Origin of the sequence: Pseudomonas sp. P7758 (genome assembly GCF_013386485.1) — a bacterium.
Taxonomy (GTDB): domain Bacteria; phylum Pseudomonadota; class Gammaproteobacteria; order Pseudomonadales; family Pseudomonadaceae; genus Aquipseudomonas.
Genome location: NZ_JACARS010000073.1, coordinates 52581 through 64494 on the forward strand (window position 1 = coordinate 52581; position 11914 = coordinate 64494).

The following is an 11914-nucleotide window of genomic DNA, read 5'->3' on the forward strand; positions in this document are numbered from 1 at the left end:
CGACAATATTTCAGGTGTACAAGATTTATTCTCGCTACAATCCCTGACTTTTCAGCCCGGCACGGATGCCGTTCGGCCCATAGGTCACGAGAAGTCCCATGCTCACCGGTAGTTATTCCCCCGCCCTGGTCCTGATTTCCCTGTTCGTCGCGATCCTCGCATCCTATACGGCGTTGGACCTGACCGGCCGCATCGCCACTGCCAGGGGCCGCGCGGTGTACCTGTGGATGGGCGGCGGCGCGCTGGCGATGGGCGTGGGCATCTGGTCGATGCACTTTATCGGCATGCTCGCCTTCCGCCTGCCCATCAGCCTCGGCTATGACGTCGGCATCACGGCGCTGTCGTTGTTGATCGCGATCCTGTCCAGCGGGTTTGCCTTGTGGCTGGTGAGCCAGCCGCGTTTGCCGGCGTGGCAACTGGCATTTGGCGCATTGATCATGGGCGCCGGCATCAGCGCCATGCACTACACCGGCATGGCCGCCATGCGCATGACCCCCGGCATCGACTACGACCCCACGCTGTTCACCGCCTCGTTGCTGATTGCCGTGGGTGCGTCGGCGGCGGCGTTGTGGATTGCCTTCAACCTGCGGCGCAACACGCCGTATGTGCGGTTGGCCCGAGGCGGGGCGGCGATGGTGATGGGCGTGGCGATTGTCGGCATGCACTACACCGGCATGGCCGCCGCGCGTTTCGCCGATGGCAGCTTCTGCGGCGCGGCCCTGGACGGCTTGAGTGGCAAGGGCCTGGATAACCTGGTGCTGGTCACCACCCTGGCAGTGTTGATCATCGCGCTGCTGACCTCCCTGGCCGACGCCCGCCTGGAAGCCCGCACCGCGGTGTTGGCCGACTCCCTGACCCAGGCCAACCAGGAACTCACCCACCTGGCCCTGCACGACATGCTCACCGGCTTGCCCAACCGCACCCTGCTCGCCGACCGGATCCAGCAGGCGATACAGCGGGTGAACGAAGAGGGCGGCTGCTTCGCGCTGATGTTTATCGACCTGGACGGCTTCAAGCCGGTGAATGACGCTTTTGGTCACCACATGGGCGACCAGCTGTTGCAGCAAGTCGGCCTGCGCCTGCGCGAAGACTTGCGCAGCCAGGACACCCTGGCCCGCATCGGCGGTGACGAGTTTGTATTGCTGGTGCAATTGGGCCAGCCCGACGATGCGTTGCGCCTGGCCGAGCGCCAGGTGGGCATGATCAACCAGGCCTTCCACGTCGCCGAGCATGAGCTGAAAATCTCCGCCAGCATCGGCATCGCACTGTTCCCCGGCAACGGCGCCACGCCCCAGGAACTGCTGATGAACGCCGACGCGGCGATGTATCACGCCAAGGGCATGGGCAAGAACGGCTACAGCTTTTTCGACGTGTCGATGAACACCAATGCGCGCAAGCAACTGCAACTGCTGCAGGACTTGCGCAATGCCGTGGAGCACGAGCAGTTCCGGCTTTATTACCAGCCCAAGTTCGACGCCATCAGCGGCCGCCCGGTCGGTGCCGAGGCGCTGCTGCGCTGGGAACACCCGCAACAAGGCCTGTTGTTGCCGGACAAGTTTATCGAGCTGGCGGAAAAGACCGGGCTGATCATCCCCATCGGCGAATGGGTACTCAACGAAGCCTGCCGCCAGATGCAGGTGTGGTATGCCCAGGGCTATCACGACTGGCGCATTGCCGTGAACCTGTCGGCGTTGCAGTTCTGCCACGCCGGGCTGGTCAAGAGTGTCGCCGCTGCCCTGGAACGCCACCGCTTGCCAGCCAACAGCCTGACCCTGGAAATCACCGAAACCACCGCCATGAGCGATGCCGACGCGAGCATGACGGTGTTGCAGAAGCTTTCGGACATGGGCGTCGACCTGTCCATCGACGACTTCGGTACCGGCTATTCGAGCCTGATGTACCTCAAGCGTCTGCCGGCCAATGAGCTGAAGATCGACCGGGGCTTCGTGCGTGACCTGGAGCACGACAGCGACGACGCCGCTATCGTCTCGGCAATCGTTGCCCTCGGTCAGGCCCTGGGCCTGCGTATTGTGGCCGAGGGTGTAGAGACCGACTCACAGCAGAGCTTCCTCACCCGGCTGGGCTGCGATTCGCTTCAGGGGTATCTGCTGGGGCATCCGTTACCGGCCGAGGGTTTCATGGCCGACATCCAGCGCGCCGAGCAGGTGGTGAGTGTGCATTCGGTGATGTGAGCCCATGCAAAACCTGCAGGGCGCAGGTAGTATTGGATCCATCAGCTCACGTTGAACCAGGAGACCTTACACATGGACAAAGTCGTCGTCATCACCGGTGGCAGTCGTGGGATCGGCGCCGCCACGGCGCTGCTGGCCGCCGCCCAGGGCTATCGCATCTGTATCAATTACCAGGCCGATGAAGACGCCGCCCACCGCGTACTTGAGCAAGTGCGTGCCCTCGGCGCCCAGGCGATTGCCGTGCGGGCTGATGTCAGCATTGAAGACGAAGTGATTGGCCTGTTCCACCGGGTCGATACCGAACTGGGCCGGGTGACGGCACTGGTCAACAACGCAGGTACCGTCGGGCACAAGTCGCGGGTCGATGAGATGTCCGAGTTCCGCATCCTGAAGACCCTCAGGACCAATGTGTTGGGGCCGATCCTGTGTGCCAAGCATGCGCTGCTGCGCATGTCGCCCAAGCATGGCGGGCAGGGCGGCAGCATCGTCAACGTTTCATCGGCCGCCGCGCGGTTGGGCTCGCCGGGGGAATATGTGGATTACGCCGCGTCCAAGGGCGCGCTGGATACCTTCACTCTCGGGCTCTCCAAGGAAGTGGCGGGCGAGGGGATCCGGGTCAATGGCGTGCGTCCCGGGCTTATTTTCACCGACTTCCACGCCCTGAGCGGCGACCCGGATCGGGTCAGCAAGCTTGAGCCGGGCATCCCCATGGCCCGTGGCGGGCGTGCAGAGGAAGTCGCGGAAGGGATTATCTGGCTGCTCTCGGACAAGGCGTCCTATGCGACGGGAACCTTTCTTGACCTGGCGGGCGGTCGTTAGTTTTGTACCGCCTGTGGTGAGGGGCACGCCGCTCGCCACAGCCCAGGTATCAGGCGCCGCGCAGCGCTTCATAGCCCCTGAGGGAAAACGCCTTGAGCAGGCTGGCCTCCGAGTCTGGATGAATGGCGTAGCCGTGATTCGAAAAACCGTCCAGGACACCGTTGCGGCTATGGCTGGCGCTTAATTTGAGATCGTCCACGTTGTCGATAAATCGCAGTACCTTATCCAGGTTGTAGGTGGCGTCGGCGCGAGAGTCCGGGTCTTGGTTGGCCGCGCTCCAGTCACCCACCTGGCGCTTCAGGTCATCGCTCACTTCGTAGTGGTCGCGGTTATCCAGGAAGTTCTTCAGCACAGGGCTTTGTTCGGTAATCTGGTTACTTGATCGATGATCTCCCGCGGGGCGCCCGGTAGCGCCTGTCATTTCGCGCACCTGTTGCTGCTCTGCGGCACGCATATAGTGGGGAGGAACGGGAAGGGGTCGCAGGCCGGCAGCTGAAGAAATAGTCATAAGGCATCTCTGATGTGAACCAAGTGAATGCGCTCTTTCTATCGTAAGAAATAGCGCACTCCTGTGTGGTTCTTAGCCCGGCTACGGTTCCCATCCGTAGGTTAAAACGACCGCACAATCTTCCCCAGCGTCTCCATCGCCTTCTCACACGACTCATCCCACGGGCTGCCGTAGTTCAAGCGAATGCAGTTCCTGAAGCGCTGTGTCGGCGAGAAGATCGGTCCCGGTGCGATGCTGATGCCCTGGGCCAGCGCCATCTGGAACAACTTCAACGAGTCGGTCTGCTCCGGCAATTCCAGCCACAGGAAGTACCCGCCGGCAGGCTGGCTGACCCGTGTCTGCGCCGGGAAATAGCGCGCGATGGCGGCGAGCATGGCGCTTTGCTGTTCTTCCAGCGCGTAACGCAATTTACGCAGATGCCGGTCGTACCCGCCGTGTTGCAGGTAATCGGCAATCGCCGCCTGGGCGGGCATCGAGGCACACAGCGACGTCATCAATTTCAGCCGCTCGATCTTCTGCGCATAACGTCCGGCGGCGACCCAGCCGATGCGGTAGCCCGGAGCCAGGCTCTTGGCGAACGAGCCGCAATGCATCACCAGGCCTTCGGTGTCGAACGCCTTCGCCGGTTTGGGCGCCTGTTGACCGTAGTACAACTCGGCGTACACGTCGTCTTCGATCAGCGGCACCTGGTGGCTGCGCAGTAACTCCACCAGTTCCTGTTTCCGGGCCTCGGGCATGGTTGCGCCCATCGGGTTCTGGAAACTGGTCATGCACCAGCAGGCCTTGATCGGGTAGCGCTCCAGGCTTTGCGCCAGCACCTTGAGGTCGATGCCATCGCGTGGGTGTACGGGGATTTCCACCGCCTTGAGTTTCAGGCGCTCGAGGATTTGCAGGCTGGCGTAGAACGCCGGTGCTTCGATGGCCACCAGGTCGCCCGGCTCGGTCACGGCTTGCAGGCACAGGTTCAGTGCTTCAAGGGCGCCGTTGGTGATCAACAGTTCTTCCATGGGCAGCATCAGCCCGCCCACCATGTAGCGCAAGGCAATTTGCCGGCGCAGTTGCGGGTTGCCCGGCGACATGTCGGTGACCACCATGCGCGGGTCCATTTCCCGGCTGGCGCTGGCCAGGGAACGGGCCAGGCGTTGCAGCGGGAACAGCGTCGGGCTGGGGAAGGCCGAGCCGAAGGGCACGGTTTGCGGGTCCTTGATGGAATCGAGCACCGAGAACACCAATTCGCTGACGTCCACCTCGGTGGACTCGTGCACATGGGCACTCACCACCGGCTCGGAAAACGGGCTGGGCGCATGGGTGTTGACGAAGTACCCGGAGCGCGGCCGGGCGCGGATCAGCCCGCGTCGCTCCAGCAGGTAGTACGCCTGGAACACCGTGGACGGGCTGACACCGTAGGTCTGGCTGGCATAACGCACCGAAGGCACGCGCTGGCCGGGCCCGAGCACGCCGGAGCGGATCAGTTCTGCGATGTCGTCGGCGAATTTTTCGTAGCGTTTCATTGGGGCTCAGTGCTTTGAACAGATTTTGCTGATTGAACACAGATCAAACGGTGGGAGCGGGCTTGCTCGCGAAAGCAATCTTTCAGTTGATGTATCCATTGACTGGCACACCGCTTTCGCGAGCAAGCCCGCTCCCACATTTTGATCTCCAGTGTTGCTGAAAGCTTGGGCTCAGCGATTCAATGGCGCCACAAACCGGCTGTCCGCCGCGCTGTAAATCCACGGCTCATCCACGTCCGAGACCTTGAAGCGGATCGTCTGCGAACTGCTGGCGGGCTTCTCTGCGGTCATCGCCACCGACACCGGCACATCGGTAATCTCACCTGGTGCCAGGCTGATCTCGGTCTTGCCCTGCAGCTGGAAGCCGTCGCCGTCCATCAGCTCCAGGCGGTAATCCTGGCGCTGCTGGGTCTTGTTGATGACCTTGAGGCTGTAGATGTTCTCGATCAAGCCGTCACTGTTCTCGCGGAACATCCCCCGGTCCTTGGTCACGTCCAGCGACACCATCGGGCGTTCCACCAGCGCCACCACCAGCGCGCCGATCATCACCAGCAGCACGGCACTGTAGCCGATCAGGCGTGGCCTGAGCAGATGGGTCTTGCCACCTTGCAACTGATGCTCCGAGGTGTAGCTGACCAGGCCGCGGGCATAGCCCATTTTATCCATGATCGAATCACAGGCATCGATACACGCGGCGCAGCCGATGCATTCCATTTGCAGGCCGTCACGGATGTCGATGCCGGTGGGGCATACCTGCACGCACAGCTGGCAGTCGATGCAATCACCCAGGCCGACGTCCGCCGGTTGCACGTCTCGTTTGCGCGGGCCACGGTTCTCGCCGCGGGCTACGTCGTAGGAAATGGTCAGGGTGTCCTTGTCGAACATCACACTCTGGAACCGCGCATACGGGCACATGTGCATGCACACCGCTTCCCGCAGCCAGCCGGCGTTGATGTAGGTGGCGCCGGTAAAGAACAGCACCCAGAACAGGCTTACGCCGCCCATCTGCCAGGTCAGCAGCTCCTCGGCCAGCGGCCGGATCGGCGTGAAGTAGCCGACAAATGTCAGCCCGGTCAGCACGCTGATCCCCAGCCACAGCGCGTGCTTGGCCGAGCGCCGCGCCAGCTTGTCCAGGCTCCAGGGCGCAGCTTGCAGCTTGATGCGTTGGTTTCGCTCGCCTTCAGTGACCTTTTCGCACCACATGAACAACCAGGTAAACGAGCTTTGCGGGCAGGTATAGCCACACCACACACGCCCCGCGAATACGGTGATGGCGAACAGGCCGAACGCGCAGATGATCAACAGCGCCGACAGCAGGATGAAATCCTGGGGCCAGAACGTGGCACCGAAGATGTGGAATTTGCTTTCAGCCAGGTCCCATAACACCGCCTGCCGTCCGCCCCAGTTCAGCCACACGGTGCCGAAAAATGCCAGGAACAGAAAGCCTGCGCCTGCCACGCGCAAGGTACGGAACAGGCCGGTAAAACTGCGGGTGTGAATCAGGTTGTCGCTGGATTTGGCCTTCATCTTCTTTGGATGTGCAGGCTCAAACACTTCTACGGTTCGGACGGGGATTCTATCGCTCATGGTCTTTCGCTCATCAGCCTCCATCAGGCAGATGAACTATGACCGGCGCTCTGTTTGCATAACAGACTCAGGTATGGCGATAAAAAGCGGATCAGATGGGCCGCCCGTGCATGCCTGCGACAATGTGCTGCACCCGGTGGTGCGCGGGGTGCAGCGCTTTTGAGGCGGGGCTGATCCAGGTCAATCAAATCACCGAATCACCGTCGGTAGCTTTCAAGTGCTTACGGCCGTCTTTGGCACCCGCTACGGTCAATGCGTCGGCTTCGGCTTCGGTGATATAGGTGCGGTCACCGTTCAGCTTCACGAACGACATGGATTTCTCGCTGTCGGTTTCGACCGTGACATGGGTGGCTTCCAGTTGTTTCTCGTGGCCGTCCACATCGACGGTGAAGAAACATTGCTGACCTTCGATACGTACGGGCATATCGATCTCCTTTTTGTGGGCTATTACTGATTAGGGTGGGATGCGCAGGCAATGGTTCTGCGCAACTGACTGACGGTCGATGCTGTCCATGTTCTATCGACCCCCAACAAGGAAACGTCCATGGACGCCTGGTGGCATGAAGTCTGGGTAACCCTGCAAGCGGAATTTGCCGATATCGGCGATGCCCGGCAACTCACGCAAATCACCGTTCGGCTGCTGATTGCCGCGATATTGGGCGGGATCCTGGGTTACGAGCGCGAACAGAAAGGCAAGGCCGCCGGGGTACGCACCCACATGCTCGTGGCCCTGGGCGCCGCGCTGTTCGTGTTGGTGCCGAGCATGTCCGGCTCCCAGGCAGACGCCATGAGCCGTGTGCTGCAGGGCGTGATAGCGGGTATCGGCTTTCTTGGTGCTGGCACCATCCTCAAGGGCAAGGAAGACGAAGAGGGTCAGCACGTCAAAGGGCTGACCACCGCCGCCGGCTTGTGGATGACCGCCGCCATTGGGGTGGCGGCGGGAATGGGGCGGGAATCCACGGCGGTACTCAGCACGTTGTTGGCTTTGGCGGTGTTCAGTGTGATGCCAAGAATCGTCAGGCTATTGGAAAAGAATTAGTCGCCGTATTTTTCATCAGGTCGCGCGTGAATGGGCTGACAGCGTAATATCGAGGCGTGTGCAACTTCACGCTCCTGCTGGACTGATCACTGTACCGGAATGGTGATTTGATCTTCTTTGTGATACGCGAATATGCGTTGGTCTTGAGCGAGCAAGTCAACACGAACCACCGGAAGCAGGCGCTGCGTATAGCCGTAATACTCGCGCTGAAGTTTCTTGGCCGCATCTCTTCCTGGCAAGTTGGCAGCGTTATAGAAGAAAGCCTGGAAGGGGACTTTATCAATCTCGGACACTGTCCAGGCTGAGGTGACGACTTCATTCCAATCTTCAATATAGTTTGCCGGCATCAGTTTTCTGACAGTGATGCTTAGAGAAAACTGCTGCACCGATCCACGAAACGCACACATAAAAAAATAAGCCGGTTTGACTTTGTTGAAGTGGGCCAGCCAGGTGGGGCCATCCACCACGCCTTGCTCATCGCAGTGCCGGCTCCATTCACGCTGGTAGCCTGGCAGCTCCCTGGAAGTTTCGCCGCATCCATCCGGGCGGTCACCTGTCGCACCATTGGTGGGAAAAGAGCAGCGCACGCTGATTGGGCCCGCTGCGGTGGAGGGCAATGCCGACATTATTACGCCAGCGTCCCGTGCAAACAGCTTCCTGATACCCAGGTCGGCTCGCAGGTAAGAGAATGCGGCGGCATTGCGCTCAAGCTCGCCGGGCGATGCTATGAGGCTGTCAGTGACGCGAATAAGCACCCCATTGCAGTGATACAGGGCCAGGCCATCGGCACACTGAGCAGCGGTGTCCTGGTAGCGGTTGTTTAATTTGCTTGCGATTTCCGTATCGAGCGGGCCGGAGGGTTCGGTGGTGCAGGCGGTCAAGGTGCAAAGGGAAAGCAGCAGGTAGGCGGCTGTTCTTTTCATGAGGTATCTCCGAGAGGTTTTATTGTTCTGTTGTTCGCGCGTCGCACACTTTGATCATGGGCGGCGTTCGTCTCGGCTGATACTGTCGGTTTTGACAGTTCTTTATAATTTTTTGTGAATGAAGGTGCAGCTTATAGATTCAAGTAAACGCGGAAGCCTGAAGCTTCCGCTTTTTACTTCCTGTGATCGGTCTCTTCAGACAATCACCGGCGGCATGGTCGTCGGTGGTTCCTCCACCGGTGGTGGCTGTGTGCCTGGCGGTTCCTGCTCGGGAACCGGGTCGGGTTCGGTCGGCGGTAATGTGGGCTTATCTATATTGGGATCAGGCGTTTCAGCCGGAATAGGGATATTCATCGGTATGGCCTCCTTTGTGCTTTGCTCTATCGGTGGACAATCGCGTGGTGGATTTGATTCCCCGCCCGATGGCGGGATATCCGCCTGAACTTTTCACTCGTCGGCATGCTCGGAACCTAGACGGCCCTGCTCAGGGAGAGTGGCGTCGTTTCAGAATTTGAATCAAGCACAGGAGCGTCCACTGGGCGTTAAGGGGAGATGCTCGATGACTGCTGAAACACTGACTCAAGACGATTCAACCTCCACATTACCGCTGTCCCAGGCACTGTTGCTGCCAAGGATCGCGATTGAAAGCACGACCCCGGTGATCGATGGCGGCGAGTTCGCCGTCAAGGCTGTGGTTGGCCAGCGCGTGCAGGTTGCCAGCAAGGTGTTCGCTGATGGCCACGACAAGCTTGCGGTGATGATCCGCTGGCGCCCGCGCAGTGAAGAAAGCTGGCACAGCGTGGTGATGACCGATGTCGGCAACAACGGCTGGGAAGGCGCATTCACCGTGACCGCCCAGGGCCCGCATGAGTATTGCATCGAAGCCTGGATCGACACGTTTGCCAGCTTTCGCTACGAACTGAGCAAGAAACACGAGGCCGGGGTGCCCGTCAGCCTGGAGTTGCAGGAAGGCCGCAGCCAGGTCCTGCAAGCCGCCGAGCGCAGTGACAATGAGCTGCGTGACCGCTTGATGTTGCTGCACCACGAACTCTCCGGTTTGCTGGAAACCGAGCAGGTCGCGTTGTTCCTGCACGAAGACAGTGCACACCTGATGACCCAGGCCGATCACCGCGCCTATTTGAGCATCAGCCCGGTGCATCCGATTGATGTAGAGCGCGAGGCTGCGCAATTTGCCAGCTGGTACGAGTTGTTTCCCCGCTCGATCACCGACGATCCCGCGCGCCATGGCACATTCAACGATGTGCACTCACGGCTGTCGATGATCCACGACATGGGCTTTGACGTGCTGTACTTCCCGCCGATCCATCCGATCGGTCGCAGCCACCGCAAGGGCAAGAACAATTCCCTGACCGCCGGGCCGGACGACCCGGGCAGCCCGTATGCCATCGGCAGCGAAGAGGGCGGCCACGAGGCGATCCATTCGCAGTTGGGCACCCGTGAGGATTTCCGCAACCTGGTCAAGGCCGCCGCCGACCATGGCCTGGAAATAGCCCTGGATTTTGCCATCCAGTGCTCCCAGGACCACCCGTGGCTCAAACAGCATCCGGGCTGGTTCAACTGGCGGCCCGACGGCACGATCAAATACGCCGAGAACCCGCCGAAGAAATACCAGGACATCGTCAACGTCGACTTCTATGCGGCCGACGCGATTCCCAGCCTGTGGGTCGAGTTGCGCGACATCGTGGTCGGTTGGGTGGAAGAGGGCGTGAAGACCTTTCGCGTCGACAACCCCCACACCAAGCCGCTGCCGTTCTGGCAATGGCTGATCAGCGATGTGCGTTCTAAATACCCCGAAGTGATCTTCCTCGCCGAAGCCTTCACCACCCCGGCGATGATGGCGCGCCTGGGCAAGGTTGGTTACTCCCAGAGCTACACCTACTTCACCTGGCGCAACACCAAGGCCGAGTTGAGCGAGTACCTGAGCGAACTGAACGAGTCGCCGTGGCGCGAGTGCTTCCGGCCGAACTTCTTCGTCAACACCCCGGACATCAACCCCGGCTTCCTGCATGAATCCGGCCGCGCCGGCTTCTTGATCCGCGCCGCGTTGGCCACCATGGGCTCAGGCCTGTGGGGCATGTACTCGGGTTTTGAACTGTGCGAAGCGGCCCCGGTGCCGGGCAAGGAAGAGTATCTGGACTCGGAGAAGTACGAGATCCGCCCGCGAGACTTCACGGCGCCGGGCAACATCATTGCCGAGATCGCCCAGCTCAACCGCATCCGCCGGCAGAACCCGGCCTTGCAGACGCACCTGGGGCTCAAACTCTACAACGCGTGGAACGACAACATCCTGTACTTCGGCAAACGCAGCGAGGATGGCAGCAACTTTATCCTGGTGGCCGTGAGTCTCGACCCGTTCAACGCCCAGGAGGCCAATTTCGAGTTGCCGCTGTGGGAGCTGGGCTTGCCGGACGATGCCCAGACCCAGGGCGAAGACCTGATGACCGGCCACCGCTGGACCTGGTACGGCAAGACCCAGTGGATGCGCATCGAACCGTGGCATCAGCCATTCGGCATCTGGCGCATTACCGTAAGTTGAGATCGTTCCCACGCTCCGCGTGGGAATGCAGCCCCGGACGCTCTGCGTCCCCCAAGCGTGACGCGGAGCGTCGCAACAGGCATTCCCACGCAGAGCGTGGGAACGATCAGCGGCCCTCACGAATTTTCCAGGAGTTTCCAATGGCGAAGAAACCCAAGGCTGCCACCTTTATCAAAGATCCGCTCTGGTACAAAGACGCGGTGATTTATCAGGTTCACGTCAAATCCTATTTCGACTCCAACAACGACGGCATCGGTGATTTTCCCGGGCTGATCGCCAAGCTCGACTACATCGCCGACCTTGGTGTGAACACCATCTGGCTACTACCGTTCTACCCCTCGCCACGCCGTGACGATGGCTACGACATTGCCGAATACCGCGGTGTGCACAGCGACTACGGGACCATGGCCGACGCCAAGCGCTTTATCGCCGAAGCCCATAAACGCGGGCTGCGGGTGATCACCGAGCTGGTGATCAACCACACCTCCGACCAGCACCCCTGGTTCCAGCGCGCCCGCAAGGCCAAGCCCGGCTCGGCGGCGCGGGATTTCTATGTATGGTCCGATGACGACCAGAAATACGACGGCACCCGGATCATTTTCCTCGACACCGAAAAGTCCAACTGGACCTGGGACCCGGTTGCCGGCCAGTACTTCTGGCACCGCTTTTACTCCCACCAGCCGGACCTCAACTTCGATAACCCGCAGGTCATGAAAGCCGTCCTGTCGGTGATGCGCTACTGGCTCGACATGGGCATCGACGGCCTGCGCCTGGACGC

At 60.6% G+C, this 11914-nt stretch carries 11 protein-coding genes; 5 read left to right on the forward strand and 6 right to left on the reverse strand.

Going from position 1 to position 11914, the window contains the following annotated elements:
• Positions 1 to 98 precede the first annotated feature (98 nt).
• Positions 99 to 2192, forward strand: a complete 2094-nt coding sequence (locus HX873_RS16680; protein WP_003207505.1) for a bifunctional diguanylate cyclase/phosphodiesterase — start codon at positions 99 to 101, stop codon at positions 2190 to 2192.
• 72 nt (positions 2193 to 2264) lie between these two features.
• The gene (locus HX873_RS16685) at positions 2265 to 3011 is read left to right on the forward strand and encodes an SDR family oxidoreductase (protein ID WP_003207506.1); all 747 of its coding nucleotides are present in this window, start codon (positions 2265 to 2267) and stop codon (positions 3009 to 3011) included.
• A gap of 49 nt (positions 3012 to 3060) precedes the next feature.
• Here the strand turns inward: HX873_RS16685 and HX873_RS16690 are convergent, their stop codons facing one another.
• From HX873_RS16690 to HX873_RS16705, 4 genes are all read right to left on the reverse strand, one after another.
• Positions 3061 to 3432, reverse strand: a complete 372-nt coding sequence (locus tag HX873_RS16690; RefSeq protein WP_043224475.1) for a hypothetical protein — start codon at positions 3430 to 3432, stop codon at positions 3061 to 3063.
• Between the two features lie 188 nt (positions 3433 to 3620).
• Positions 3621 to 5030, reverse strand: coding sequence for a GntR family transcriptional regulator MpaR (gene mapR / locus HX873_RS16695; protein WP_003207510.1), 1410 nt, complete (start codon positions 5028 to 5030; stop codon positions 3621 to 3623).
• Between the two features lie 171 nt (positions 5031 to 5201).
• The gene (gene ccoG / locus HX873_RS16700) at positions 5202 to 6617 is read right to left on the reverse strand and encodes a cytochrome c oxidase accessory protein CcoG (protein ID WP_177122927.1); all 1416 of its coding nucleotides are present in this window, start codon (positions 6615 to 6617) and stop codon (positions 5202 to 5204) included.
• 184 nt (positions 6618 to 6801) lie between these two features.
• Positions 6802 to 7041, reverse strand: a complete 240-nt coding sequence (locus HX873_RS16705) for a DUF3203 family protein (RefSeq protein WP_003207514.1) — start codon at positions 7039 to 7041, stop codon at positions 6802 to 6804.
• Between the two features lie 120 nt (positions 7042 to 7161).
• Between HX873_RS16705 and HX873_RS16710 the strand changes: the two genes are divergently transcribed.
• On the forward strand, positions 7162 to 7656 hold the full coding sequence (locus HX873_RS16710; protein ID WP_087692384.1) for an MgtC/SapB family protein: 495 nt from the start codon (positions 7162 to 7164) through the stop codon (positions 7654 to 7656).
• An 86-nt stretch (positions 7657 to 7742) separates the two neighbouring features.
• Here the strand turns inward: HX873_RS16710 and HX873_RS16715 are convergent, their stop codons facing one another.
• On the reverse strand, positions 7743 to 8579 hold the full coding sequence (locus tag HX873_RS16715; protein WP_087692383.1) for a hypothetical protein: 837 nt from the start codon (positions 8577 to 8579) through the stop codon (positions 7743 to 7745).
• A 195-nt stretch (positions 8580 to 8774) separates the two neighbouring features.
• A complete protein-coding gene (locus HX873_RS16720; RefSeq protein ID WP_166742161.1) occupies positions 8775 to 8933 on the reverse strand; it encodes a hypothetical protein in 159 nt (52 codons plus the stop codon).
• Between the two features lie 205 nt (positions 8934 to 9138).
• Here HX873_RS16720 and HX873_RS16725 point away from each other — a divergent pair, with 205 nt between their 5' ends.
• Both HX873_RS16725 and HX873_RS16730 read left to right on the forward strand, forming a co-directional pair.
• Positions 9139 to 11136 carry an alpha-1,4-glucan--maltose-1-phosphate maltosyltransferase gene (locus HX873_RS16725; protein WP_177122928.1) on the forward strand — a complete coding sequence of 666 codons (1998 nt, stop codon included), beginning with the start codon at positions 9139 to 9141 and terminating at the stop codon, positions 11134 to 11136.
• A 140-nt stretch (positions 11137 to 11276) separates the two neighbouring features.
• A partial coding sequence (locus tag HX873_RS16730) for an alpha-amylase family glycosyl hydrolase (protein WP_256349638.1) occupies positions 11277 to 11914 on the forward strand: 638 nt, incomplete at its 3' end.